This is a genomic window from Microcoleus sp. A6-C6 (assembly GCF_036705955.1).
Lineage (GTDB): Bacteria > Cyanobacteriota > Cyanobacteriia > Cyanobacteriales > Microcoleaceae > Microcoleus.
The window spans coordinates 18,535-43,601 of record NZ_JAUBVR010000052.1 but is presented as its reverse complement, the minus strand read 5'-3'; the positions used below and the strand labels follow the sequence as shown (position 1 = coordinate 43,601).

24 protein-coding genes are annotated in these 25,067 nt (G+C 46.1%); 13 read left to right on the top strand and 11 right to left on the bottom strand.

Annotation, left to right across the window (positions count from 1 at the left end; genetic code table 11):
- Positions 1-162: 162 nt before the first annotated feature.
- Entirely contained in the window at positions 163-1,158 is a 996-nt protein-coding gene (locus QUB52_RS19855; RefSeq protein ID WP_332974505.1) for an AEC family transporter, read from the top strand.
- Positions 1,158-1,325, top strand: a complete 168-nt coding sequence (locus QUB52_RS19850; protein WP_332974504.1) for a hypothetical protein — start codon at positions 1,158-1,160, stop codon at positions 1,323-1,325. Before QUB52_RS19855 ends, QUB52_RS19850 begins: the two co-directional genes overlap by 1 nt.
- A gap of 317 nt (positions 1,326-1,642) precedes the next feature.
- Here the strand turns inward: QUB52_RS19850 and QUB52_RS19845 are convergent, their stop codons facing one another.
- On the bottom strand, positions 1,643-2,374 hold the full coding sequence (locus QUB52_RS19845) for a response regulator transcription factor (protein ID WP_332974503.1): 732 nt from the start codon (positions 2,372-2,374) through the stop codon (positions 1,643-1,645).
- 226 nt (positions 2,375-2,600) lie between these two features.
- Here QUB52_RS19845 and QUB52_RS19840 point away from each other — a divergent pair, with 226 nt between their 5' ends.
- Together QUB52_RS19840 and QUB52_RS19835 are read left to right on the top strand one after the other, a co-directional pair.
- Positions 2,601-2,825 (top strand): hypothetical protein, encoded by a 225-nt coding sequence (locus tag QUB52_RS19840; protein ID WP_332970575.1) that lies wholly within the window; start codon positions 2,601-2,603, stop codon positions 2,823-2,825.
- Between the two features lie 146 nt (positions 2,826-2,971).
- Positions 2,972-3,226 (top strand): DUF6761 family protein, encoded by a 255-nt coding sequence (locus QUB52_RS19835; protein ID WP_265233078.1) that lies wholly within the window; start codon positions 2,972-2,974, stop codon positions 3,224-3,226.
- A 321-nt stretch (positions 3,227-3,547) separates the two neighbouring features.
- On the opposite strand, the gene grxD is transcribed toward QUB52_RS19835, so the two are convergent.
- The 3 genes from grxD to QUB52_RS19820 all read right to left on the bottom strand — a co-directional run bounded on the left by grxD (position 3,548) and on the right by QUB52_RS19820 (position 5,038).
- Complete coding sequence (grxD, locus tag QUB52_RS19830; RefSeq protein WP_265233079.1) at positions 3,548-3,868, bottom strand: Grx4 family monothiol glutaredoxin; 321 nt, start codon at positions 3,866-3,868, stop codon at positions 3,548-3,550.
- 243 nt (positions 3,869-4,111) lie between these two features.
- Positions 4,112-4,372 carry a BolA family protein gene (locus QUB52_RS19825; protein ID WP_265233080.1) on the bottom strand — a complete coding sequence of 87 codons (261 nt, stop codon included), beginning with the start codon at positions 4,370-4,372 and terminating at the stop codon, positions 4,112-4,114.
- 42 nt (positions 4,373-4,414) lie between these two features.
- On the bottom strand, positions 4,415-5,038 hold the full coding sequence (locus QUB52_RS19820) for a hypothetical protein (protein ID WP_332974501.1): 624 nt from the start codon (positions 5,036-5,038) through the stop codon (positions 4,415-4,417).
- Between the two features lie 213 nt (positions 5,039-5,251).
- Here QUB52_RS19820 and QUB52_RS19815 point away from each other — a divergent pair, with 213 nt between their 5' ends.
- From QUB52_RS19815 to QUB52_RS19805, 3 genes are all read left to right on the top strand, one after another.
- Complete coding sequence (locus QUB52_RS19815) at positions 5,252-5,569, top strand: type II toxin-antitoxin system HigB family toxin (protein WP_332974500.1); 318 nt, start codon at positions 5,252-5,254, stop codon at positions 5,567-5,569.
- Between the two features lie 157 nt (positions 5,570-5,726).
- Positions 5,727-6,125: a helix-turn-helix domain-containing protein gene (locus tag QUB52_RS19810; protein ID WP_332970577.1), complete on the top strand. Its 399-nt coding sequence runs from the start codon at positions 5,727-5,729 to the stop codon at positions 6,123-6,125.
- Between the two features lie 134 nt (positions 6,126-6,259).
- Positions 6,260-8,587 carry a S8 family serine peptidase gene (locus QUB52_RS19805; RefSeq protein WP_332974498.1) on the top strand — a complete coding sequence of 776 codons (2,328 nt, stop codon included), beginning with the start codon at positions 6,260-6,262 and terminating at the stop codon, positions 8,585-8,587.
- Positions 8,588-9,136: 549 nt separating this feature from the next.
- Here the strand turns inward: QUB52_RS19805 and QUB52_RS19800 are convergent.
- Positions 9,137-9,868 (bottom strand): WecB/TagA/CpsF family glycosyltransferase, encoded by a 732-nt coding sequence (locus QUB52_RS19800; RefSeq protein ID WP_265233085.1) that lies wholly within the window; start codon positions 9,866-9,868, stop codon positions 9,137-9,139.
- Between the two features lie 205 nt (positions 9,869-10,073).
- A complete protein-coding gene (locus QUB52_RS19795; RefSeq protein ID WP_332974497.1) occupies positions 10,074-10,211 on the bottom strand; it encodes a hypothetical protein in 138 nt (45 codons plus the stop codon).
- 110 nt (positions 10,212-10,321) lie between these two features.
- On the opposite strand from QUB52_RS19795, the gene QUB52_RS19790 reads away from it, so the two are divergent.
- A complete protein-coding gene (locus QUB52_RS19790) occupies positions 10,322-13,531 on the top strand; it encodes a glycoside hydrolase family 15 protein (protein ID WP_332974496.1) in 3,210 nt (1,069 codons plus the stop codon).
- Between the two features lie 150 nt (positions 13,532-13,681).
- Here the strand turns inward: QUB52_RS19790 and hisB are convergent, their stop codons facing one another.
- Complete coding sequence (gene hisB, locus QUB52_RS19785) at positions 13,682-14,329, bottom strand: imidazoleglycerol-phosphate dehydratase HisB (RefSeq protein WP_375339773.1); 648 nt, start codon at positions 14,327-14,329, stop codon at positions 13,682-13,684.
- A gap of 206 nt (positions 14,330-14,535) precedes the next feature.
- A complete protein-coding gene (gene fabI / locus QUB52_RS19780; protein ID WP_265233089.1) occupies positions 14,536-15,312 on the bottom strand; it encodes an enoyl-ACP reductase FabI in 777 nt (258 codons plus the stop codon).
- A 329-nt stretch (positions 15,313-15,641) separates the two neighbouring features.
- On the opposite strand from fabI, the gene ntcA reads away from it, so the two are divergent.
- The 3 genes from ntcA (at position 15,642) to QUB52_RS19765 (ending at position 18,494) form a co-directional block, all read left to right on the top strand.
- Positions 15,642-16,307, top strand: coding sequence for a global nitrogen regulator NtcA (ntcA, locus tag QUB52_RS19775; protein WP_265233090.1), 666 nt, complete (start codon positions 15,642-15,644; stop codon positions 16,305-16,307).
- Between the two features lie 77 nt (positions 16,308-16,384).
- Positions 16,385-18,073, top strand: a complete 1,689-nt coding sequence (locus QUB52_RS19770) for a DUF3084 domain-containing protein (protein ID WP_265233091.1) — start codon at positions 16,385-16,387, stop codon at positions 18,071-18,073.
- Between the two features lie 25 nt (positions 18,074-18,098).
- Positions 18,099-18,494, top strand: coding sequence for a pre-16S rRNA-processing nuclease YqgF (locus QUB52_RS19765; protein ID WP_106333111.1), 396 nt, complete (start codon positions 18,099-18,101; stop codon positions 18,492-18,494).
- Positions 18,495-18,978: 484 nt separating this feature from the next.
- Here QUB52_RS19765 and QUB52_RS19760 read toward each other — a convergent pair whose 3' ends face one another.
- Positions 18,979-19,428 carry a hypothetical protein gene (locus QUB52_RS19760; RefSeq protein WP_265233092.1) on the bottom strand — a complete coding sequence of 150 codons (450 nt, stop codon included), beginning with the start codon at positions 19,426-19,428 and terminating at the stop codon, positions 18,979-18,981.
- Positions 19,429-19,740: 312 nt separating this feature from the next.
- Positions 19,741-21,321, bottom strand: coding sequence for a photosystem II high light acclimation radical SAM protein (locus QUB52_RS19755; protein WP_332966352.1), 1,581 nt, complete (start codon positions 21,319-21,321; stop codon positions 19,741-19,743).
- Between the two features lie 660 nt (positions 21,322-21,981).
- On the opposite strand from QUB52_RS19755, the gene QUB52_RS19750 reads away from it, so the two are divergent.
- The gene (locus QUB52_RS19750) at positions 21,982-22,371 is read left to right on the top strand and encodes a DUF1830 domain-containing protein (RefSeq protein ID WP_265233094.1); all 390 of its coding nucleotides are present in this window, start codon (positions 21,982-21,984) and stop codon (positions 22,369-22,371) included.
- Positions 22,372-22,771: 400 nt separating this feature from the next.
- Entirely contained in the window at positions 22,772-23,359 is a 588-nt protein-coding gene (locus tag QUB52_RS19745) for a hypothetical protein (protein WP_265233095.1), read from the top strand.
- A 94-nt stretch (positions 23,360-23,453) separates the two neighbouring features.
- Here the strand turns inward: QUB52_RS19745 and QUB52_RS19740 are convergent, their stop codons facing one another.
- A complete protein-coding gene (locus QUB52_RS19740; protein WP_332974495.1) occupies positions 23,454-24,539 on the bottom strand; it encodes a fatty acid desaturase in 1,086 nt (361 codons plus the stop codon).
- Positions 24,540-25,067: the final 528 nt, after the last annotated feature.

Here is a 25,067-nt window from a genome sequence, read left to right as displayed (position 1 = left end):
GGATTGCCGTTTATTCCTGTAGTTTTAGGACTGTGGACTAAAATTACCAACGTAGATGTCTAACATTGGCTACCTATGAGTAGCTTTGTCTAGGTTTCTACGAGCGGTTTTAGCATTACTATTAATCAATAGAGGCATTTCAAATTGTCAAGTTAAGTTTTTATGATTGAGACCTTATTTCACGCTTATACGCCTCTAGTTATCTGGACAGGCTTGGGACTGCTGCTGTTTCGGTACATCCCAGTTGATTTCCCCAAGCTGCTAAGCCGCTTTCTTTACTGGATTGGGATACCGCTGCAAATTGCAGTTTTAGCCCGTCAAAGTGATTTTTCTGGTGCTGTGGGATTCACGCCGGCGATCGCCATATTCGTGTTATTTCTGAGTACGAGTTTAGCTTGGTTGACTTGGCTGTTATTACGGCGGCTGAGCGCGCGGCACGTCAAAAAGCCATATTTTCAGGGCAAACATTCTCTAGTTAATTTATTTTTATTCAATATAAATTCCCTGACGCGATCGAGCCAAGGCAGTTTTATCCTAGCTGCAATGTTAGGGAATACCGGCTTTGTGGGATTAGCAATCACCCCCGCGATCATCAGCAGCGATAACAACAACTGGGCAGTCTTATACAGCGTCACCAACAACGTGATCGGAAGCTACGGTTTTGGTGTATTTATTGCCAGCTATTTCGGGCGTTCCGATGAAAAAAATCACTGGTGGATTCAGCTCCGGGACGTGCTGACAGTTCCCGCTCTGTGGGCATTTATTATTGGTTTTTTTACGAGAAGTATCCCCCTACCTGAGACAGTAGAATCGGGATTGCAGACTGCAATTTGGGGGGTAATTGCTAGTGCTTTAGTGCTGGTTGGTATCCGCTTGAGAGCTATTAAAACATGGCAAAGTTTTGAACTAGCCTTGGTTCCGTCGCTGTTAAAAGTGGTAATTGTGCCGGTGCTGATCGGATTGGGTGCTAGTTTTTGGGGATTGAGCGGCGATCCGAGGTTGGTTTTGGTGTTGATGTCGGGAACGCCTACAGCTCTTTCGGTGCTGATTTTAGCAGAAATCTATGAACTCGATCGCGATTTGTTAGCTAGCAGCATCGCCCTCACTTCTGTCGGTTTGCTGTTGATGCTTCCGCTGTGGCTTGCTTCGTTTAGTTAATGTTAGCTGAAGGAAGAAGGATGAAGGAAGAAGGAAGAAGGAAGAAGGAAGAAGGAAGAAGGAAGAAGGAAGAAGGAAGAAGGAAGAAGGAAGAAGGAAAAATAGTCGCACAAAGTCTATCTGTATGGCGCACTGCGTACCTTACCCCTAACAATAGCTTGGTTTAGCTAATATTAGCTGAAATTTTAAATCAGCTTGCTAAAATTTCGGATTACAATTAACAATAACTGCACGGGAAAAGACGTTGACATCCTCCACTGCCTAAAGGCGAGTGGAGGATGTCATCACTGCATCCATCAGCTCGACCTAGAGCATAGGAGAGCTTTTACTAATAACTGGTATGCTGCTTGACGAAATTCCTTTAATCGTTCACTGTTCCTGACGGGAGTGGATAGGTTTTCTTTTTCACCCTTATTCTTTCCCGGCGCGGTGGCTCTAGTTCTTCTGAAAGCCACCATTCTCATCTTTATCGGCTGATAATAGTCTAAGAAGTCACTGCGCCGAGCACTGGTGAATGTGGTTGATTTGTATTCAAAAACTCCAGATTCAGTCGGTAGCCGACATTGCGCACAGTTTGAATCAGGCTCGGCTGTCGCGGGTCAATTTCTATTTTTTTACGCAGAGAGAGTACGTGAGTGTCGATCGTCCGGGGGTTGTCAATGGCATCAGGCCAGGCCCGACTGAGCAAATCGGAGCGGGATAGTGGCACTCCTCCAGCTTGAGCCAGCACGTACAGCAGGCTGAATTCTTGAGGAGTCAGCTCGATTTGTGCCTCATACAGCCTGACTCGGCGCTGCACCAAATCAATTTTCAGCAGCCCACACTCCAGCATCGCCGGCGGTATCATCGTGCGGTTGCGGCGCATCAGAGCTTCTACCCTGGCCATAAATTCTTGCATCCCAAACGGTTTAGTCAGGTAATCGTCGGCGCCCGACTTCAAACCTTCCACAATATCGGCTTCCGAATTCCGCGCCGACAGCATCAAAATCAGCGATTGCTGCTGCTTCCCCAGCCAGCGACAAAATTCTAAACCGTCCCCATCGGGCAATTGGGCATCTAAAATCACTAGGGTTGGCTGACGGCTGAAAAATATTTCCCTAGCGTGACTGATATCCGCTGACTGATGCACCCAATGACCGACTTGCTGTAGATGCCAGCCCAAGAGCGATCGCAGGTGCGGATTCCCTTCAACAATTGAAATACTTGCAGATCCCACAACGGCGAGCTTCCTTATCACTAATGGCTACCAGGTTAACAGACCTTTTGTCAAGGTTTTGTAACCATCGTTACTCAAGCCGTAGCTACACTTAAAGCTGCGAACAAACTGATGGTACTAATTTTAAAGATTTGGTCAAGTTGCGATCGTCAGACCGGAGAAAGGTTAAATCATTCTGGCGGTGAGCTTACAATGAAAATAAGACAGTCTACAGCCGATCGACCCCATGACCCAACCGCCTGCTTTGACCGAACCCCCCGACCCAGCCCCCAGTCCCAGGAGGTTGACAAATTGCACAACTGAAACTAGAATTCCTGCAACCGTTCGCTCGGTAGCCGGAACACTCGCCCACTTTGACCGCAAAATTCAGCAACATCCCGACTCTATTAAACGCACGGTGAATTATCTAGGTGCGCGCGAAAGATTCGAGCCACTGCATTGCAGCAAGTGAAATTTTTTCTGGAGGGTAGCCTGTTGAGCAGGGTAAAAACTTTTATTTAGCAATCGCCTCTCTTCTGAGCTTACTCAGTATGAATCTAGGCCATTCCTAAATCCCGCCGTCATTATACACACCACAAAGGATTTCAAACTCACACCATGCTACAAGACACCCAAACAATCCGGCACTACCAAAAACTCACCGACGCCCTCGTCGAAATGTGGCATAGAGGTTATCGCTTCGATGACCTGCGGCTTTACTTAGATGGCTACTTAGCAGCCCTGCGACATTGTAACGGTCTGGAACCCTATCTGATTCACAGATTGGAGGAAGAAGCAGCACGTTACATTCACGACCCCTCGAATTTTGAAATGCCACAGACACAGACACAAACTGAAGCAGACTACTATTAATGCCAAATTCGGTTTAATAAACCCGCTGATTATTGGGTAATTGGCAATTGGTAATTGGTAATTGCCTTTTCTGATACCAAAACTTATTACCAGAATGATTGAACGGGTCAGACCATCCGGTTTTGATAGCAGAGTCAGGAAGTTGCAAGCTGTAGCTGCAAAATAGATGTTTAGTAGGGCGGGGCTGTGTCCGCCCTACTGTTGTTAAAATTAGAAGTTGGGAAAAGTTTTGAGTTCCGAACTAAGAATTATTTAAGTCTTTAACTCACAATTTCCAACTCAAAACTCAAAACTTTCTTTCTCCTTTCCCTTGACTTTTATTTAAGAAGCCAAAGCCACTTCTACAACTTCTTGCAATTCGCCCTTTTGATACATCTCGATCAGAATATCCGAGCCGCCAAGAAACTCGCCATTGACATAAACTTGGGGAATTGTCGGCCAATTGGAATACTCTTTAACACCTTGACGAATTTCCTGGTCTGCCAAAACATCAACAGTTTCGTAAGGCACTCCCAAAGTGTTGAGAATTTGCACCACAGTATTAGAGAAACCGCACTGGGGCATTAACTTATTTCCCTTCATAAATACCATGATTTTGTTTTGCTTAACCAAGTCGTCAATTCTTTCATGTGCTGTAGTCATGGTAGCTCCTAATATTGTTTGAAAATTTTTAAACGTTGACTGACCCAGAAACCGGGTTTTTCAGGAAAATCTCTCGTTATAGCCCTAGATTCCGGTTAAAAAAACCTGGTTTCTTGGGTTCCTAAACGTTGACTGAGGCAGAAACCGGGTTTTTTACGAAAATCTCTGGTTATAGTCATAGATTCCGAGCAAAAACCCGGTTTCTTTGGTTTCTGTGCGCAAGTGCAGCAGTTGACTGAACAATTAAGCAACTGGACTTTTCGCTGCCCATTCTGCGGGAGTTAAGGTTTCCAAGGCCAAAGCGTGGATAGCTTCACTAGCCATTGCCTGTTTGAGAGCGCCGTAGACCAGTTGGTGCTGCTGTACTCGGCTTTTCCCTTCAAAGGCCGCAGAGACTACTCTCACCTGGTAGTGGTCGCCGCCACCGTTCAAATCGTCAATTTTTAGCTTAGCGTCTGGCAATCCAGTCTGAATCATTTCTGCAACTTGAGACGGTGTGACCATTAGTTTCTGTGATAGACGGCTGTAATTTAAATTTTAGTGGAACTACTTGTTAGACGATCGCGGTTGAGTTGCAGCAGGCCGGGGATAGGGCGCATCCACAAAACCCAATTCTAGTAACTGCTGGTAAGCTTTTTTGCCTAAGTCGCGAGTTGGCTGCTGCGATCGAATAATCTGAATTAGTAGGGGGACAGCCAGTTCGGGCTTATTTTGTGCCCGGTGTACCAATGCCAGCCGATAGGTAGCTTCGTCGCGCATTTGGGCTGTTTCCACAGCTTTGGTGCGGTTGCTGTCGGCTAAACGGATGTCAATTCCGGCAAAACTGCTACTCAGTTGTTGATAGAAGTTGGAGAGTTGATTGAAAATTTGGCGAGATTCTTGGAGCTTTTGAGCAGCGACAGTGTAATTTTGATTGGAAATAGCACCGCTGGCTTCTGTCATCAAACGCTGACCTCCTGGAATGCTCAGCACGCCACTGTCTTGCGCCGTAGGGCGGAGATTGCTGGGGTCTGTGGGGTCGTCGGCGGGTTCGACTTGCGGTTGGTTATCTGGTCGAGAAGGTTGTTGTGCTTGGGCTTGGAGCGGTTGCAACAAAGTCAAAACTGCGATCGCCCCGATCGTCATCCGGGCAGTGAAGCGAAGCCAGCAAACAGTTCCAGAGTATACCATGAAATTACTTTGCGCCTCGGCGCTTTAAAAAGATATTTAGCATGAGCCGATCTTACCATTGGCGATCGCAACCGGCTAAGTGTAAACCAATTTTGTGCAAATGTCAAAGGGTGCGATCGGGCAAAAGGCTGTTTAGGAAAAATTCAAGTAGGGACTTGACAGATTGTTCTCGACATGAGAACATAGAGGTGTCGTTTAAAAAACGGTAACCGAATGAGACTAATTTCTCGCAAAAATCTTCTGAGTGCGATCGAACCCTATGCAGATGCCCAGAGTGCGATCGAATCCTGGTACAAGCTCATCAAAGACAACAATTGGGAATCACTAGAAGATCTCCGACAGAAATATTCCAAATCGGTCGATCAAGTCTATGGATATACCATATTTAATATTAAACACAATAGGTATAGATTGATTGTACAAGTTAAATACAAAAGCAAAATTATATATTTTAAAAAATTCTTAACTCATGCCGAATATGACAAAATAAAGTGGAATGATGAAGATGAAGTTAAACAGAAAATAGGTTAATATCCCACTCAATACATCAGGGAAATATTACAGATTCCCTGATGTACTCAATAGATCCAAAACATTTACTCCAAACGTCAAAATCATGATACCGAGAAAGAAACACCCACCTACTACTTGAGAACCATGTCTAAGTAAGCAAGCAAAGGAATGAGAAATGAACATCACAATTGAAAAAACAGCTTACGGTCAACTGCTGGCGAAATCTCAGCCGAAGCCAATCCTGAACGAAGAAGATAATGATCTTGCCCTCGCAGAAGTCGATTTTCTGATGTCTAAGGAAGAATTAACACTAGAAGAAGAAACTTTACTGAGTCTCTGGGGGCTGTTGATCGAAGAATACGAATCAAAATATTACCCAATTCCAGAAGCGACTCCCCAAGATGTTCTGTTACATCTCATGGAAGTTCGCGAACTCAAACAAGCCGATTTAGTGGGTGTGATTGGTTCCAAAGGAGTAGTATCTGAGGTGGTTAATGGGAAACGGGCGATTAGCAAAGCCCAAGCTAAGGCGCTGGGAGAATTCTTTAATGTTAATCCTAGTGTGTTTATTTGAGAGAAGACAGAGATAAGATAATACGGCGGTTGAAACCGCGACTACACAAACACTCACCCGCCTCCGCGGGTTGAAGAGATTGGGCGGTTGAAACCGCCCAGTCTTCTCTCCCAAATTAAACAGGAACATTTCTGATGGTACAATCAAGCAAACCCACCTCCGACACCCTCCAAAACTATCAAGGTATCGGAGTTCCAGAAGCAAGTCTGGCAGTGATTTTGCAGCGCGGCGGCGATGAATTGTTGCTGTCAAAAGTTCCCAACCGCTTTACAGTTCGCCCCTCATCAATAGCATCAGTCTCAAACAATTGGGCTGTAACAATTCCGGCAAAATTTAACCGTCGTGTCGGACAAAGCAATCTCGAAGAATATTTGGTTGCGCCAGAAAACCTAGATCCAGCAATGCAAGCAGCCCGCGCCAGCGATGATGTAGCTTTTGCTAGCCATGTTTATTGTCCGGCGAATAATCCGAGTACATTCTTTTATTTAACTAACCAAATTACTATTCAATTTGGTGAACAAGTAGACGAACAATCGCGAAATGCGATCGCCAACGCAGCAAATTTAACCATAAGTCGGCCAGTCGAAGGAATTCCCAACACCTTCGTCTGCTTCGTCACCAAACAAGCAACAGAAAACCCGATCAAAATTGCCAACCGCCTGACAAGATATCCAGAAGTTCTGGTGGCGGAGCCCAACATTATACTAGAAACTCAGCAGCATTATACACCGCGCGATCCGCTTTATCCCAAACAGTGGTATCTCAATAACAAAGGTGGCAACGAACTTGTCGGCGGTGCTCAAATTTATGCAGAACCAGCTTGGGATATGACTCGCGGCGTGCGATCGATCGTAATTGCGATCGCCGATGATTCAGTAGACTTGACACATCCCGATTTTCAAGGCCAAGGCAAAATCGTCTCACCCATTGATTTCAAAGACGGCGACACTTCCCCGATACCAGTCGCCGAATCGGACAACCACGGCACAAGTTGCGCCGGTGTCGCCGCTGCGGAAGAAAACGGCAAAGGCATTGTCGGAGTCGCCCCCGGATGCGCCCTGATGCCCATCCGTACCACGGGTTTTCTCGATGACGATTCTGTCGAAAAAATATTCAATTGGGCAGTGGAAAAAGGGGCCGCCGTCATCTCTTGCAGTTGGGGCCCAGGGGCAGTTTACTATCCGCTTTCCCTGCGACAAAGTGCCGTCATCACCAAAGCAGCAACCCAAGGGCGGGGCGGTAGAGGCTGCGTGATTCTGTTTGCTGCGGGCAATGCCAACCGCCCTGTCAACGGTACTGTGGACGAGAAAGGCTGGCCGAATAACATTTTGGGCGATCGAACTAAATGGCTAGCAGGATTTGCGGTGCACCCGGATGTGATTGCGGTGTCTGCTTCCACTTCCCTCAACAAAAAAGCAGCCTACAGCAATTGGGGCAACAGCATCTCGGTTTGCGCCCCCAGCAACAACGCGCCGCCGGGAACTTGGCTGCCAGAAACCGGATTTATTGCGACTGGGCCGGAGGTGTCGCAGTATTTGCCAGGTTTGGGGGTTTTTACTGCCGATCGAGTCGGTGTTACCGGCTACGATCCGGGGGACTACACGAATACCTTTGGCGGCACTTCCAGCGCCACTCCAGTAGTCGCTGGAGTGGCAGCTTTGGTGCTTTCCGCCAACCCCCGTTTGACGGCGCGGGAAGTGCGGGGAATTCTCGAACAAACTGCTGACAAAATTGTCGATTCCGAGCCCGATCCGCAGTTGGGAAATCGCATGGGAAATTATGATGCTAATAACCGCCGCAGCGATTGGTTTGGTTACGGGAAAGTGAATGCTTTGAAAGCTGTGCAAGCTGCGGTGAGAAAGGGCGGCGGCAATCCGAATATCGGCGGTGCGAGGTTTAGCGATATTTCTGGACATTGGGCACAGAAATTTATTGAAGCTTTGGCTGCGGCGAATATAATTAGCGGTTTGCCTGACGGTTCTTTTGGGCCTGACAACAGCTTAAATCGCGCTCAATATGCGGCGCTGTTGGTGAGTGCGTTTAGTCCGATTCCGAAGGTGCCGGCGACAAATTTTATTGATGTTTCTGCTAGTTTTTGGGCGAGAAGTGCGATCGAACGGGCGAATCGGGCGGGGTTTTTGTCGGGGTTTCCGGGCTTGAAGTTCGGCCCGAATCAGAATTTGACTAAGGCTGAGGCGATCGTATCTTTGGTTAATGGTTTGGAACTTAAGGGCGGAAATCCTGATGTTGTAAAAGTTTACACCGATCGATCGCAAATTCCTAATTTTGCTTTAAGTGCGATCGCCACTGCAACTGCTTTGAAGATTGTAGTTAATTATCCGGCGCGCGATCGGCTGTCACCGCAGCGGGACATTACCCGCGCCGAGATTTCGGCTTTGATTTACCAGACGTTGGTGGCAATTAATCGCGCAAAGGCGATCGATTCTCCTTACATTGTCTAGCCAATAAATCAACAATAACTATTGTTGGGGCGGGTTCATCAACAATCTATAAGATCAGCCAGAAAACCCGTAAACCCGCCCCAACCCGAATCTTGCGATCGATCGACTCAATAAATATCTGGCAAAATTCACTTTTTAATCAGGAAAATATCTGCGTCAATCTGTGTTTATCTGCCTTGAATCTGCGGTTACTCTATCAATCCAATTTTCGGTAGTCCTATTTAGGTAAGGATGGACATAGCTCTTTTCATGTAAGGCTTTCAGAGCTTGGAGCCAACCTTACAGACCTGAAGTATCCTGGCTTTTTTAATGTATTTGCAGCTACAAAGCCAAGACATGAACGAAATAATCAGCACTTTGAACCCTGTCCTGAGCAGATACTTGGATCTTTCTACACGGTAGTAAATCAATGAACTCCAGACTGCCAAGGAATTTCAACCATCCTTACCTTTAGGGCACTACCGAGAATTCTACACGGTAGTAAATCAATGAACTCCAGACTGCCAAGGAATTTCAACCATCCTTACCTTTAGGGCACTACCCCAATTTTCAACCTCGAAAATCCCCCAAAGCTTTCAATGCAAACTGTGGCAAAGCCAACATTCTACGCCAGCGCCAAGGTTCTTGATAAAGCCGGTACAACCATTCTAAATGATTGTCGCAAAACCAAGCCGGCGCGCGGTCTTTTGTTCCCGCCCAAATATCGAAACTGCCGCCAACTCCCACCCAAATCGACTGAGGACAAAGATGCCGATGTTTGGCAATCCAAAATTCTTGGCGTGGCACTCCCAAGCCCACAAAAATCAGTTTGGGCTGTATCTTTTTAAGACTTTCACAAAATTCTTGTTCTTCATCTGCCGAAAGATAGCCGTGTTGGGAAGAAATCGACAATCCATTAACTTTTTGCTGCCAAGTCTCAGCAGCCGCCGCCGTCACTCCGGGGGCACCTCCAAAGAAAAATATTGGTTCCGAATCCGGCAATTTTCCAGCTAGTTGCAGCAGCGATTCTGCTAGTTCAATCCCTGGATAGCGCTGGGCCGGTTTGCCGCGCATTCGCAAGTACAGCACTACTCCAGAACCGTCGGGTATCACGAGCTCCGCAGAGCGAATTACATCGCCTAAAGCCTGGTTTTGCTCGGCTTGCATTGCCATTTCAGCATTCAGCGTTACGACGTGACTGCCTAACCCTTGATGCAGCCGCTCTATCAGCCAACCTGCATAATCGTCTAATATGTGAACTGGTAGTCCCAGTACGGAAAATTGCGGGCGCGATCGATCCATATTTCTTTCTTTGGGATTTCTGTATACTTAGTTAGTTAAATTAGTTTAGTTTGGCGATCGCCCCTACACAAGTCTGGAACGCCAAAAACCCGATTTTTGCCACCAAAAGTCTGTTAAGTCATCATTCCGTGGCCGATAAACCGGGTTTTGTACGAGACGCAGTACGTCACTGACTTAGAGTTTTGGTCGAAATTGTGATCGCCCGTTAGCGTTCAATTTTCTTGACAGAGCCGTCAGCATACCATTCCATCGGTACTAGCTCAATTTTACCATTAATTTTGACTGTAGAGTAAACGATTTTCACGAAAGCAACGTTGTTGTTATTGTTGTTGTGGCTAGACATGGCAATCACCTTGTTATGTTTGAAAAACTTGAGAAGTGATATAATTTCTGATATATTTAAAAGTCTATTCACCGCAATTCGGCTCGCATCAGGAAAAAAAGGAACACGAAATGGCGATCGCAACAACCCAGCGGCAAACCAGGTTAGATTATTACTACCAGCAAATCAAAAACGTCATCCTCAAGCGCCAGAACCCAATTACCGGTTTGCTGCCGGCGAGTACGGCTGTTACTGCACACGGCGACTACACCGATGCCTGGGTGCGCGATAACGTGTATAGCATTCTGGCAGTTTGGGGCTTGGGTTTAGCCTACCGCAAAATTGATGACGATCGCGGTAGAACATTTGAACTCGAACACAGCACAGTCAAACTGATGCGCGGTTTGCTGTTTGCGATGATGCAGCAATCAAGCAAAGTAGAAAGCTTTAAAAATACTCAGTTGCCGCTAGATGCCTTGCACGCTAAATACAATACTCAAACTGGCAGTATTGTTGTCGGCGATGACCAGTGGGGACACTTGCAGTTAGATGCTACATCTATATTCTTGTTAATTCTTGCTCAAATGACGGCTTCTGGGCTGCACATAATTTTTACAATAGATGAAGTCAATTTCGTCCAAAATTTAGTTTATTATATTGGTAGAGCCTATCGCACACCCGATTATGGAATTTGGGAAAGAGGCCATAAAATTAATCGTGGCAATGCCGAATTGAATGCCAGTTCCGTTGGCATGGCAAAAGCAGCGCTGGAAGCAATGAATGGATTAGATTTGTTCGGAGTTAACGGTTCTCAAGCCTCTGTAATTCACGTTTTACCAGATGAAATTGCCAGAAGTCGCATCACTTTAGAATCACTTTTGCCTCGCGAATCTAGTTCCAAAGAAGTAGATGCCGCTTTATTAAGTGTAATTAGTTTTCCCGCTTTTGCTGTGGAAGATAAAGAATTAGTAGAACGGACTCGCAATAAAATAATCGACAAATTGCAGGGAAAGTACGGCTGCAAACGGTTTCTGCGGGACGGACACCAAACAGTTTTGGAAGATGCCGATCGCCTGCACTATGAACCGACAGAATTAAAGCAGTTCGATCATATAGAATGCGAATGGCCGCTATTTTTCACTTATCTACTCTTGGACGGCATATTTGAGGGAAATCAAGCCCAAGTTGAAGAGTACCAGCAGCGTTTGGCATCTCTGGCAGTCGATCGCGCTGGTTCGCCACTACTACCAGAATTGTACTACGTCCCCGCCGCAAATATAGAAGCAGAAAAGTTAAATCCCCGCAGCCAGCAGCGCTTACCCAATGAAAATGTTCCCCTGGTTTGGGCGCAAAGTTTGTATTTTCTTGGTCAATTACTCAACGAAGGGTTAATCGCAGTTGGTGATATCGACCCGCTAGGGCGCCATTTGTCAGTGGGCCGGCACAGAGAACCTTTAGTGCAAATTGCCCTGTTAGCTGAAGATGAAGATTTGCAAGCAGAATTAGCTGCTAACGGCATTGCAGCCCAAACCCCCAAGCAAGTAGCACCAATTCAAGTCCGCCAGACTAAGGAATTATCCGCTATTTACGCGGAGATTGGACGCAACGATCCACTAGGCTTAACTGGCCGCCCCGTGCGCCGTTTGCGGAGTTTGACGACTTCCCAGGTGTTTAAAATTCGCGGAGAGGCGATCGTATTTCTTCCCTCATTTTTGGACAGAGAAGAATTTTACCTAACTCTAGACTACCATTTTCTAGTATCTAAAATCCAAAGCGAAATAGCTCACATTCACCGCCACTGGTATCAGTTGGGACGACCCACGGTAACGCTGATGCTGACTCACGCAATGCTCGAAACCGGCCGCGAAGCGCTGCTGAAATTGATGAAGCAACTCCGCGACGGAAACTCGGAAAATACGCCTGTCAAACTGGGGAATCTCAACCAGTTAATGCTGACGGCTGGTACCGAGAGCATTGATTTCATGCAACATTTTGAATTCACAGAATCTCCAGTGACAGGTGCAGTAGAAATCCCAACATATCTGAGTTACAATCCCGAAAAAACTTGGCCTTTGGGTCACACCCAAGAATTTAAATTAGAGTGCGAAACTAATCCTGAATTATTGCTCGCCAGCCTGCGAGATTCAGAGAATTTGTACGAACAAATTGAGTTGCTGCACACGCTGATTCGCCTCAAAGGATTAAATTTTGATACAGGATTTGGCGGTAGGGAAGCAACTGTTGAAGTTGTGGATTTGCTCAACGAAGTTTATACGAAAGCTGGAGAAAGTTCGCAATCAAAAATTCAATGGGCAGTTGTCCGCCACGCTGCTGGATTGCTGGACAAAGTTGATATCAGCTTGTCGGATGCGGTAACAGACATTTTGGTGCGGCAAAAACAGATTGCTGTGGGGAAAGCCTACAGCGAAGACTCGCTGATTTCGCGGCCTGGTTCTTACACGGAAATCATGGACAAAATTCGCGAATTCTGTGGAGAAGACGTTCGCGAGCGAGTTCTCACCCAAGAAATTCTCATTTACCTAGGCTTGTTAATTAAAGCAGAACCGCAGTTATTTAAAGGGTTGCTGACTCTGAGAGTGAGTTACTTTATTTTGCTGCTAACTAGCGAATTAGCTCGCGAATTGGGAGTTACGCAAAATGAAGCTTACGAATATTTAATGCAGCTAAGTCCCTTTGAAATTAAAAATCGCCTGCGCCAAGTATTGGCAGAATACGAGGAAATGAATCAAATCCTCAAACAGCAAGAATCCCTGCGCGTCAAACAGCCGGAAAAAGATATTGAATGGGTAGTCGTGTCAGTGTTTGAGGAACCCAAAATGCCTGCGGGTGGATGGCGGCGCAAGCGGCAAATGGAAGGTGCAGTCAACCGCGTACCGAAGGATTTTTATCCGAGTGTTTGGGGATTGTTGCGACACTGCAAAGGCTTGATTATTGGCGATAAATTAGAGCGTCGCAACCGCTTAGATAGCGATATTATTTTAGCGGAAATGACACCGGGAGAAAAGAATTTTGCGCTCCAAATCGAGCATTTGCTGAACAAAATTGTAGCGCCGGAATACCGACAAGTCAATATTGAGGCGCTGATGGAGTTGGCGGCGATCGCCCAGCTAAATCCCGAATTGAAAGTAGAAGAATACATTGTTTTAGATGTATTAGTCGGTCACGCGGTGCGGCTGAATTGGCTGGGAAGACACTCGGAAAGAGCGGATATGTACGATGAAGATAAGGCGGCGGCTTGGCAAGGTTTTTACAATACTTCGCCCTACGTTTGTGCGAGTCACGTGCTCGATGCTTTCCGATTTTTGACGAGGTTTGGATAGATAGTAAGGTGCGCAGTGCGCACCCTACACGTACAGGTTCTGCATTGATATTTAACTTTTTGGGCGGGCTAGAAGCCCACCCCATTGATTGTTTGATTGTTTTTTTGGATGCAGTTTCAATGCTGATCGATCGCTACTACAAACCCCAAACTACAAAACCCCTTTAGAACTGGGAATCCGACTGGCGCGCCGAGGATCGACTTCTACCGCCATCCGCAGAGCCCGTGCAAATGCTTTAAACGCGGCTTCCACAATGTGATGAGAATTTCCACCCTGCAACTGTCTAACGTGCAGTGTCATCTGAGTGTGGTTCACTACCGCCGAAAAGAACTCTCTCACTAATTCGCTATCGTAAGTGCCGATTCGCTGGTTGGGAATTTCCAAGTTGTAACTTAAGTGAGGCCGTCCTGAAAAATCTAGCACTACTTCAATTAATGCTTCATCCAGTGGGGCGATGAAGTGTCCGAAGCGAGAAATGCCCGATCGATCTCCGACAGCTTTTGCTAGCGCTTGGCCTAACGTAATGCCCACATCCTCGTTGGTGTGGTGGTCGTCAATCGCCAAATCGCCGATCGCCTGTACGTCCAAATCAATCAATCCGTGAGAAGCAATCTGCTGCAACATATGGTCTAAAAACGGAATTCCCGTTGAAGCCTTGCAAGTTCCCACACCGTCGAGATTCAGGCTGACAGTCACATCTGTTTCCAGTGTTGTGCGCTTCACCAAGGCGGCCCTGGCTGGTTGAACTGAACTTGCAGGAGGAGGAAGAGGTAGAGAAGGGCGATCGATTATTTCCATAATTCCCAATTTGTCATTCATAGTTATTGATAATTAGTAATTGGGGATTAACACTTTTGTAGCAAACAACAGACAGTTATTGACAGTTGACTGTTGGCAAATCTTGCTGTCAACTGTTAACTATCTAAAAACTTCGCTGACAACTGTCAACTGACAACTGACAACTGACAACTGTCAACTGTCAACTGTCAACTGTTTACAAGCTGTTACATTCCCATGATTTCGTAACCGGCATCGACATACAAAACTTGACCCGTAATCCCGCTAGAGAGATTGCTGCACAGAAAAGCCGCAGCATTTCCCACTTCCTGCTGAGTCACAGTCCGCCGCAGCGGGGCCACTTCCTCAACGTGGTGGATCATGTCCAGAATGCCGCCAACTGCTGACGAAGCCAAAGTCCGAATCGGGCCCGAAGAAATCGCATTTACCCGAATATTTAAGGGGCCGAGTTCCGCCGCCAGATAGCGAACATTCATTTCCAAAGCGGCCTTAGCAATGCCCATCACATTGTAATTAGGAATTACCCGCACGCCGCCCAAATAAGTCAGCGTGATAATACTGCCGCCCTCGGCCATCAGCGGTTTAGCCGCAGCACAAAGCCGCACCAGCGAGTAAGCGCTAATATCCAAAGCATTGGAGAAACCTTGGCGCGAGGTGTTGGTGAAATCTCCCGAAAGTTCGTCCTTGCCGGCAAAAGCCAGACAGTGAACCAGGATATCTAACTTGCCCCATTTGTCGGCGATGGTTTGAAAAGTAGACTCAATTTCGCTCTCGTCTTGGACATTGCAGGGCAAATACAGACTGGGATTGAGCGGTTCCACGAGTTCAGCGACTTTGCGCTCGTGCTTGCCTTTTTCGTCCTTCAAAAAAGTTATGCCGAGATTAGCCCCAGCTTTGTGGAGCTGCTGAGCGATGCCCCAGGCGATCGAGCGATTGTTGGCAATGCCCGTAACAAGAGCATTTTTTCCGGTCAAATCTATCATCTGTAGTTTATCTAGAAGAAATTTGCACCGTTCTCGTTGGCTGTATGCGACAACCCCGCCAGTTTAGACACAACTGATTCAGATTTAACTGATTCAGACACAATTGAGACACAATTGAGACACAATTGAGATTAATTTTGCTGTGGAGCTACATGGAGGGGGAATTGAAAAACTTAAGAGAAGGGCTAGATTTAATCATACAGCGTGTGCTTACCTTAACATTAGAGGGAAGTAACAGAATCCCTGGACATTGGAGGTAGGGCAGTATATTTACTCAATAAGCTTAATCGAGAAGTTACAAACTATTGGTTAGTACAAAGGATCTCGTCGTGACACATGATAGACCGCTAGCAGCCGTGTTCCGCCAAATCAGCGGCGGGGCGTTTCCACCCATTGTGGAAAACTTTGAACGGGGCAAGACAATTTTTTTCCCTGGAGACCCGGCTGAGCGCGTCTACGTTCTCATTAAAGGTGCTGTGAAGCTCTCCAGGGTGTACGAAGCAGGCGAAGAAATTACAGTCGCCCTTTTACGGGAAAACAGCGTATTTGGGGTGCTGTCTCTGATTACGGGACACCGATCGGACAGATTTTACCACGCGGTAGCCTTTACGCCGGTGGAGTTGATCTCGCTGCCGATCGAACAAGTCGAGAAGGCTCTCAAGGAAGACGCAGAATTGCCTATGGTTTTGCTGCGGGGACTTTCTTCTCGGATTTTGCAAACGGAGATGATGATCGAAACCCTCGCACACCGAGATATGGGTTCGAGACTCGTCAGCTTTTTGCTGATTCTGTGCCGGGATTTTGGCGTGCCTGGTACGGAAGGGATTACGATTGATTTGAAGCTGTCCCACCAGGCGATCGCTGAGGCGATCGGCTCGACGCGGGTAACTGTGACTCGTTTACTGGGGGATCTCAGACAAGAAACTATGATCTCGATCCACAAGAAAAAGATCACAGTCCACAATCCGGTAGCCTTAAGCCAGCAATTCACTTGATGCCGAGAAACTATGGGATTTTGGATTTTGGATTCTAGATTCAATCCAAAATCCAAAATCTATAAGAAAAAATCGGAATGACTGCTGGATACATCCTGGTATTTGTAATTTTAGTGTTGGGGGGTGTGATCGCTACTGTCAGCGATCGCCTTGGGACGAAAGTCGGCAAAGCAAGGTTGAGTTTGTTCAAACTTCGCCCCCGCGACACTGCTGTTGTGGTGACAGTGATGGCCGGCAGCATCCTGTCGGCCATTACTCTGGCCATTTTGTTTGCTACCAGCAAGCCTCTGCGAACCGGGGTTTTTCAAATAGACGAGATTCAAAAAAGGCTCAACCAAGCCCGCAGAGAACTCAAAGACACCACTCAAGAAAAAAATCGAGTTGAAACTGAATTAGATGGAGCCAGAGCCGCTCAAGCGCAAGTTAAAGCCAATTTAGAGCAAATTAATCAATCGCTCCAAACTGCTAATGCTGAGCAAGCCCGGACAGAAAAAAAATTAAACTCGCTGCGGGCCCAGCTCAACAGCGTGCAAGCAGCCAAGTCTAAAACCCAAGAGCAGTTAATTCAGGTAGAAGCTGCTAAATCGGACACGGAAGAACAGCTTGCTAGCGTGGAAGCTGCTAAGTCTCGCACCGAAGAACAACTGAAACTTGTTGAAACTGCTCGATCGACTACCAGAGCTCAGCTCGATCGCACTGAGAACCAATTGAAAACAGTTTCCGATCAAAAAACGAATTTGGGATCGGAAATCGCCCAACTGCAAGGGGAACGCCAACTGTTAATCGAGCAGCGAGAGCAGGTGAAAGTTCAAATTGCCCAGCGCGATCGAGAAATTGCCAAGCGAAATGCAGCAATTGCCAAGCGCGACACAGAAATTGTCAATCGCAACGAACTAATTGCCCAGCGGGACAAGGAAATTGCCCAGCGGGTGCAAAATCTCGCCGATCGCGATCGCACAATTGTCGAGAGGGACAAAGTAATTGCCGAGAGGGAAGCACTCTTAGAAACCCTCGCACAGCAACAAGCCCAACTCGAACAGCAGCAAACTGTCTTGCAGCAGCAAGTGCAAGTTTTGGAACGCGACTTTCAGGCAATCCGCGAGGGTACAGTTGCGATCAGGCGCGGTCAAATTTTGGCTGCTGGCGTGGTTCGTATTACCGAGTCCGGTACGGCAAGTCGCGCGATCGATCGACTCTTGCAAGAAGCAAATAAAACCACCGTCGGACTGATGCGGCCGGCAAATACTAAGGTTAGAGATCAGGTTATTCAAATTACTAAGGCAGAAATCGATCAATTAATCAGTCAGATTAAAGATGGTCAAAATTACGTAGTGCGGATTGTGGCCGGCGCTAATTACCTGCGGGAAGAAAAGCTAATTAAGGTATTTGCAGAAGCAGAAATCAATCGAGTTGTGTTCCGGGCGGGAGATGTGATTGCAGGGGTTGCTGTCGATCCGGTGACTTTGACAAACGAACAGGTGCGGGTGCAGTTGCTGCAATTGATCGAAGCTTGTCAATTTCGCGCTCGCCTGATCGGTGTTGTCGGCGGTACAGTCCAAGTTGCGGACAATCGGATTGAAACTTTGGCTGGTTTTATCGATCGATTGCAGCAGTACGAGAAATCGCTGGAGGTTCGGGCGATCGCCACAGATGTCACCTACATCGCCGGCCCGCTGAAAATAGATTTAGTTGCTCTGTCAAACGGAGTCGTTGTTTTTCGCACCGGACAACAAAATCAAGGCCAAACAGATTTGAAAGTTAAGTAAAATAGTTGGTAATTGGGAATTGATTATGATTTTAGGTTTCGATCCGGGTAAAGACAAGTGCGGCATCGCCGTGATGGGTAGAGATAAGAAAGTTTGCTACCATCAAGTTGTACAGTCAGAATCAGCTATATCTACGATTCAATCTCTGTGCGAACAGTTTGCGATCGAGTTATTGGTACTCGGAGATCAAACGACTTCTAAGAGTTGGAAACAAAAACTGACGCAGAGTTTGTCGCCGGAGATTCAAATTATTCGGGTTGACGAGAGATTCAGCAGCTTAGAAGCGAAGGATCGTTACTGGGAAATGTACCCTCCGACGGGACTTTCTCGCTTGATTCCGCAGGGAATGCGGACTCCGCCGCGACCTGTAGATGATATAGTGGCGATCGTCCTAATTGAAAGATATTTAAACAAAAGTTAGTAAGATATTAGGGAGCATCTCATTTTCGCAAAAAAGATGTTTTTTTACAGCCCTATCCCCAGAAAACGACCATAATCAGATTGGTTCGTAGCATCCATCCGAGGACTCGCATTCCCGACTACAAACCGTTAGAGATTGCGGGTAATTGATGCAAATAATATAATTTGGGAAACTCCTTAATAAAAATTCCCTAAAATTAATATATCACAAGCTTGGACAGGCGGCAATTATTCTCAGTCATAAATCAATACGGTTCACTTAATATATTTAGGCCCCGGAGATCCCCCTAAATCCCCCTTAAAAAGGGGGACTTTGAGGGCGTTCTTGTCCCCCCCTTTTTAAGGGGGGTTAGGGGGATCTGTCTTAAGTGAACCGTATTGAGTCATAGATAGAGACTAGATATGATTCTGCTGATTTTATATTTTTAATTAAAATAAAATGCACCCTAATTTCATCGGGATTTCGGATCGCATAACAGTTAGTCCTACTTGATGACAGCTTCGGTCAAGATTACCTTACCATTCTGGCGGACTTGCAGGCGATCGGGGTTAATCGAGTAGATAATATTGCCGTTAGTCGCTTCATAAGTTCCGTCGTCACCTGTAGTTACTTGCATCACATTAATTTGGCTGCCATTTCTTTTGCTGAAGCCCCGGTAAAAAATAGCGCCTTCCTGGGTTTTGCAAATGTATACGGAAAAGTTTGCAGTTGCGAAGAATTCCACCATTTCGGCTTTGGGACATCCGTCAACTTGAGCAATTTGTAGCGGCGCTGAAGGCGGAAAACTCGAAGATGCGGGTTGATTTAGTGCTGTTGCTTCTGCTGGAGGAGTCAAAATGCCGTGAAGCGAAGCTATCCCGAAGGGAATCGCGCTAATGCCAGCCATAACTAGACATAATCTTTTAATTACTTGAACTCGGTCTTTAGCAAACATCTCGTAACTCCTAATTTTAACTATATAATTACATCTTAAGCGATACTTGCTCCATCTGCGATTTTTAATAGTTATTGCGTCATTTTTTGATCGATGACTCAACCGCAGATTTTAGGCAGATTAACACAGATGGAGGCAGATAATTTGCAGAGTTTTTTTGACTCTATCTATTCGAGCTAAGATTGATGGTTGTGTGCAAGACTTTTTCAAATTTAAATTTTTGAACCATCGAAAGGGAAAGAGATCGTACAGTTTTTGTCTCATTTCCCTTTTAATTAAGAAGGACTAAAGTCCTTACTACGAACCTGGTGGTTAATTGACTGTTGCTAACTGTTTATCTTTGATTTCTACGGGTGCAGTCAAAGCTGCTTCCAAATCGGCACAGCCTAGTTTTTCCTCCAAAATTGCCATCACTTCGCGGCCGAAATCATTGGAATTTCGCTGCCAAGCTTCTAAACAAATTTGCCCGAAAAATGAACCCAAAGGCTCAGGATTCCACAGCAATTTGCGCGCTGTCCAAGGCATCAAACTCATTGGATCGTAACCAGGTTTTAGAATGTCCTTTTTGAAGGCGTATTCTTCTAAAATAGTGTGGGGCTGCAAACCGATAAAGAAAATCGCTGGTTCTACTTTATCGACTCCGAAAATCCGCTCTAATTCTCGGTGATAGGCAATAGTTTGCCGGATGGTTTCAAAGGTTTCGTCAATTACGTTAAATGAGTAATTCACAGAAACTAAATCGTTGTAACCGGCTGCTTTTAAATCGCGGCAATTTTCCAAAACTACTCGCAAATTGTAGCCCATTCGCATTTTCCTAACCAGTTCCTGGGAACCGCTGGTGATGCCGATTTCAAAGTAGTTCATGCCCGTTTTTACCATCAAATCGCACAATTCGGGTGTGAGATTGTCCGCACGGATGTAAGCAGCCCAATGGATGTCTGTCATCCCGGAGGCGATGATTTTTTGCAATAATTCGATCGCATCATCGATGAATTTGCGCGCCGGGATAAATTGGGCGTCGGTAAACCAGAAATTGCGGATACCTCGATCGTACAATTGCCGCATCTCCGCCACCACCTCATCCGCCGGATTGATCCGCACTTGTTTTCCTTCAATCACCGTATAAATGCAGTAACAGCAATTGTGGGGACAGCCGCGCTTGGTTTGGACTCCGACGTAGAAGTCCATATCCTGTAGATAATAGGAAAATTCCGGCCAAATGGTTTCGATGTAGTTGTAATCGCAGGCGGTTTTCTCGATGTTGGCTGGCTTTTCGTGAATTAGTCGATCGCGCGGTACAGTTTCGCCAACTACATAACACCTTTCCTGCGCCAAATCTTCGCCCTTAATCAACTTCTCCAGCAAAGCCTCGCCCTCGCCCACCGAAACCACAGTGCCCGTCGGCAAACTGCGTCCCAACTGCTCGTAAAACACGCTCACAGCACCGCCACCGACCACTGCGCGGGCTTCGGGGCGGTATTTCCGGGCCTGCTTCAATCCGCGCTTAACCAGTCCCAGATTGCGCGAGAGTTCGGTGTAGTAGGACGTGGCCAAACGCAATCCTCCGAGTGCTCCCCGCAACTTAGTCAGCAGATTTTTGGCGTAGTAAAACTCGAAGGCATTTTGCAGCGGATTCCCGCCTCTACCTCCGACGGGGGCGTAAATTTGAATGTCCCGCCAAGAGAAAACTAGCAGCGTTGGCTGAAATTCATCGACGATCGCATCCAAACCTTTAGCGTAATCCAGCGGCGGCACCGCGCCTAAGTCGAAAATCCGCTGTTGGACATCGGGAAATAGCTTGTGCACGTGATCGGAAAGGTAGACAACTCCGATCGGGAAAATGGGATTGCAAGGGAGGCGAACGTACAGGACTCGGTTTTCTCGGTTTTCCATGATTGCTATATCCTAAACTGGAACTTTTTCAACTATGTTTATATTCTTTTAATATAACTTTACAATCTCTCTAATTTTCGCAATTTCAGATTAAATATTCTGGAATTTTGCTCAGCAGCTTAAGGTTGAGTTTGTTGGTGGCGATCGGCGAAATTAGCAGAACCAAGGTAATCTTTGAGCAAATACAGCATATTTTGACCGAAAATCGCAGATGGGAGTCTAAAATCGGATATTTATCTGGCTAGATTGAATTTGAGGTGCGATCGGTCAGGCGGTATATTTTTGATCCTATTTTAAACAAATAATACAACTAGAGGCAAGCTCCAAATCCTGATCCAGCAAGTGATCTAACCCACATTCCGCACGTCAATTTGTAGTATACCAAGTAATACGGAAATTCTGAGTTATTTGACGTTTTATTTGTTATATTTGCGTATAAATACTTAGTTTTATATGTTTTTGTGTTTGCAAAACTACCAAACAGGTGTAATAATTACATATTACATTTTGAAGTGCGAAATGTGGGATCTAATATCCAAAAGCTCAAAACTCAAATCTCAAATAGTATGGGTTGGTAGTCGGCTTTACAGTAGGCCGGGATCGCAAGATGTTAGCCTGAGAAGATAACTAAAACTTTTAGGCAAGGCTCCCTTAGCAATTATGGCTCAAATTCTTGACCCAGTACCCTCAAACGCCGACAGCAAGATTCTTTGCTGCTACGTCAACGCCACCAGTCAGATTCAGATTGCTCGCATCTGCAACATTCCTAACTGGTATTTTGAACGAGTGGTATTTCCCGGACAGCGTTTAGTGTTTGAAGCGATGCGGGCCGCAGCATTGGAAATTCACACCGGGATGATGGCCAGTGCAATTTTGTCGGATAAAATTCCTTGCGATCGCTTGCAGATTAACGAAAACCCCTATTCTGCCATCAATTCTAGCAGCTCCCGAGATGAAGCGGCGGGCGATCGCACAGTAATTGCTGCCCGCCCCAAATCGCGAGAAATCTCAGAACCTTTGACAGTACCCGCGCTAACAGCCGTCGATTAATTGGAGTTGTGAGTTTTGAGTTATAAATTGTCAGTGAATTGATAACTCTGCGCTCAAAATTCCAACTTCTGCAAAGCGTTCATTCAGTTGACGGTTGACAGTTGACTGTTGACAGCTTGTCAGTCAGCGAAGTCGAAGGGATGAGGGCGACCTCTACCTGGAAGGAAGAGGATTGGAGTAATGAATAGTCTGATTTTAATTTTTCCCGACAAGGGTTCCGGCTTTAAACCAATTCTTTCTGGTAAAAAGTCAATACTTAAGAATCAAAGTTTCTGAATTGAATTTTAAATCGAAACTCAAAATCGCAAATATTGTCCTGTTTTTGATATTTGCCTGAGTTTTGTTCGCAGGCCGGACAACTGTGCAAAAATATCATTAAACAGCTTTTCTAATTTCAGCCATGTCAGCAGAGCCCGCACTTTCCCCATCTTCCGCCCCAGTATTTGAGCCGGCAGTATTCCGGCTTTCTCCCCTGATTAGAATCACGCTGTTGAGCCTGTACGTCGCCCTGAGTATTCCGTTACCGTTTTTGTCGGAAGTCACGAAAGCACCGGTTCCGCCCGCTGCACTCTGGGTGGCGATTGTTGTCGGCGCAGCGGGCCTCTACGGCGTGCTCAGCGAAAGGGTAATTCTCAGCGAGGAGGGGATTGAAGTTACCTATCCGAAGTGGTTTCCGCGCGTGTTTCGCAAGGGTTGGTCGCTTCCTTGGACTGAGGTAAAAGCTCTCAAACCTCGATCGACCGGTCAAGGAGGTTTAGTTTACTATTTTCTGAGTCATGCGGGTGAAGGTTATTTGTTGCCGATGCGGGTGGCTGGATTTGCTAAATTAGTGCGTTTGGTGGAAGCGAAAACGGGTATTGATACTAGGGATGTTCGCCCTTTGTCGCAGCCTTGGATGTATCTGATTTTGCTGGGATGTACGCTGCTGCTGCTGTTGGTGGATGCGTGGACGATTGTAACTGCGATCGGGCTTAAAGGTAATTTGTAAAATTGAATTTTAGGGCGCACGAAAATGAAAAATAATGAAAAACCCGGTTTCTTTAAGAAGCCGGGTTTTTAGGTATTCTATTGTTGATTAGAAGTTACTTAACTTCAGCAGATCGCCGAGTGTTACGCGATTCGTAGTAAACCCCAGAGCCTGTATCGGAGACAAAATGACAATCCCAGTAAGAGCGAATAAAGCTCTTCCAAATTGGATCGGTTGACTTGCGATAATAATCGCCCAACAGTGGTTTAATTGCTTCCGTTGCTTCCTTCAAGTGATAGTGCGGCATCGTCGAGAAAATGTGGTGGGCTACGTGAGTCCCGATGTCGTGATGGATGGAATTGATGATTCCATAATCGCGATCGATCGTAGATAGCGCACCTTTCAAGAAATACCAATCTTTACCGCGATACCAAGGAATATCCGCTTCTGTGTGGTGCAGGAATGTTACCAAATCCAGCCAAATCACGAATACTACATAGGGAACTAAGTAGAACTTGAGTAAAAACAGCCAACCAAATTGATAGGTTAGCGCGCCTAAAAAGGCTACCATCAAAACTAAGGATGCGGAACTTGTCAACACGTCCCACTTTTCGGAAGGACGGAAAATCGAGCTACCGGGCATGAAGTGAGAACCTTCCTTATCGGGCGATCGCCGAAACAGATAAATTGGATAGGCAAATAACATCAAATAAAAGCGTCCCAGCTTTTCGTACCAAGGCATTTGATTGTATTTGCTCTCCGACACTGGATACCAGCTTTCATCGTTATCCAAGCTGCCTGTATTCGCGTGGTGGGTTCTGTGGCTGATCCGCCAACCGTGGAAGGGTACGAGAATTGGAGCGTGGGAGAGGTGTCCGATCAGGTTGTTGAGCCATTTGCTCTTGGAGAAGGAACCGTGCCCGCAGTCGTGGCCGACTACAAACAATGCCCAAAACATGGTTCCCTGCATGAACCAAAAGATTGGGTAAAAGAACCAGGAATCTAAGGTGTAGGCGATCGCATATAAACCTGCGATAATCCCCAGATCCAAAAAGAAATAAGCTAGAGATCTCGAAACCGAGGGTTCAAAACAATGGGCTGGAATGGCTGCTTTGACATCTTGAAGAGTAAAAGGTAACTCTTTTGTACGAGATGATGAGCCTAGATTGCTCGGCTGATTGAGAACAGTATTTGATTGCACGAAGTTTCCGATTTAAGCTGACTTGAGAAACCACATTCCGCCTTTTAACAGTCACTTTCAGCCCGCAAGGAGCCATATTTTTTACTCTGCAAGGGTTTCTAAAGTTCTTTAGTTCGCATGAATAGCCCGTCCTCGATTCTCAAGCAAGTTGGCTTGGGGAATACTTGTGTGGGAAAATTAGCGCGATCGACCCTGTTATCTAAAAAAATCTCATGTGTCCGTTGTTAGTGCGAAATGCGACTTCAATACTTGAGATCACACTTCTGGAGGAATTACCTCCAGTTCGCAGGTGGCATATAACGCTTAGAGTAGGATTTGTGAACGAGAGTGTAGGCTTGGTCTGTGGAACGAAACCTCACAGCATCGGAGTGTTTGGTTTCACACAAGTTCTACCCAACCCACAGCTCGCTACAATTCACTAATTCTACAATAATTGCTAAAGCTAAGTTTAATGTAACATTTCTACACACATTCTGGCAACGAGTTACCAGAAAAATTAGAAAATTCATAAATCGCAGAAAGTAACTG

Excerpts from the sequence above, each read along its gene's own strand:
- QUB52_RS19760 (WP_265233092.1), bottom strand. The coding sequence starts at position 19,428 with ATGTTTGCTAAAGACCGAGTTCAAGTAATTAAAAGATTATGTCTAGTT.
- QUB52_RS19815 (WP_332974500.1), top strand. The coding sequence starts at position 5,252 with ATGAGACTAATTTCTCGCAAAAATCTTCTGAGTGCGATCGAACCCTAT.
- QUB52_RS19840 (WP_332970575.1), top strand. The coding sequence starts at position 2,601 with ATGACCCAACCGCCTGCTTTGACCGAACCCCCCGACCCAGCCCCCAGT.
- hisB (WP_375339773.1), bottom strand. The coding sequence starts at position 14,329 with ATGGAAATAATCGATCGCCCTTCTCTACCTCTTCCTCCTCCTGCAAGT.
- QUB52_RS19800 (WP_265233085.1), bottom strand. The coding sequence starts at position 9,868 with ATGGATCGATCGCGCCCGCAATTTTCCGTACTGGGACTACCAGTTCAC.
- QUB52_RS19835 (WP_265233078.1), top strand. The coding sequence starts at position 2,972 with ATGCTACAAGACACCCAAACAATCCGGCACTACCAAAAACTCACCGAC.
- QUB52_RS19770 (WP_265233091.1), top strand. The coding sequence starts at position 16,385 with ATGACTGCTGGATACATCCTGGTATTTGTAATTTTAGTGTTGGGGGGT.
- QUB52_RS19765 (WP_106333111.1), top strand. The coding sequence starts at position 18,099 with ATGATTTTAGGTTTCGATCCGGGTAAAGACAAGTGCGGCATCGCCGTG.
- QUB52_RS19820 (WP_332974501.1), bottom strand. The coding sequence starts at position 5,038 with ATGGTATACTCTGGAACTGTTTGCTGGCTTCGCTTCACTGCCCGGATG.
- grxD (WP_265233079.1), bottom strand. The coding sequence starts at position 3,868 with ATGACTACAGCACATGAAAGAATTGACGACTTGGTTAAGCAAAACAAA.
- QUB52_RS19755 (WP_332966352.1), bottom strand. The coding sequence starts at position 21,321 with ATGGAAAACCGAGAAAACCGAGTCCTGTACGTTCGCCTCCCTTGCAAT.
- QUB52_RS19805 (WP_332974498.1), top strand. The coding sequence starts at position 6,260 with ATGGTACAATCAAGCAAACCCACCTCCGACACCCTCCAAAACTATCAA.
- QUB52_RS19795 (WP_332974497.1), bottom strand. The coding sequence starts at position 10,211 with ATGTCTAGCCACAACAACAATAACAACAACGTTGCTTTCGTGAAAATC.
- QUB52_RS19790 (WP_332974496.1), top strand. The coding sequence starts at position 10,322 with ATGGCGATCGCAACAACCCAGCGGCAAACCAGGTTAGATTATTACTAC.
- QUB52_RS19850 (WP_332974504.1), top strand. The coding sequence starts at position 1,158 with ATGTTAGCTGAAGGAAGAAGGATGAAGGAAGAAGGAAGAAGGAAGAAG.
- fabI (WP_265233089.1), bottom strand. The coding sequence starts at position 15,312 with ATGATAGATTTGACCGGAAAAAATGCTCTTGTTACGGGCATTGCCAAC.
- QUB52_RS19855 (WP_332974505.1), top strand. The coding sequence starts at position 163 with ATGATTGAGACCTTATTTCACGCTTATACGCCTCTAGTTATCTGGACA.
- QUB52_RS19810 (WP_332970577.1), top strand. The coding sequence starts at position 5,727 with ATGAACATCACAATTGAAAAAACAGCTTACGGTCAACTGCTGGCGAAA.
- QUB52_RS19745 (WP_265233095.1), top strand. The coding sequence starts at position 22,772 with ATGTCAGCAGAGCCCGCACTTTCCCCATCTTCCGCCCCAGTATTTGAG.
- QUB52_RS19750 (WP_265233094.1), top strand. The coding sequence starts at position 21,982 with ATGGCTCAAATTCTTGACCCAGTACCCTCAAACGCCGACAGCAAGATT.
- QUB52_RS19825 (WP_265233080.1), bottom strand. The coding sequence starts at position 4,372 with ATGGTCACACCGTCTCAAGTTGCAGAAATGATTCAGACTGGATTGCCA.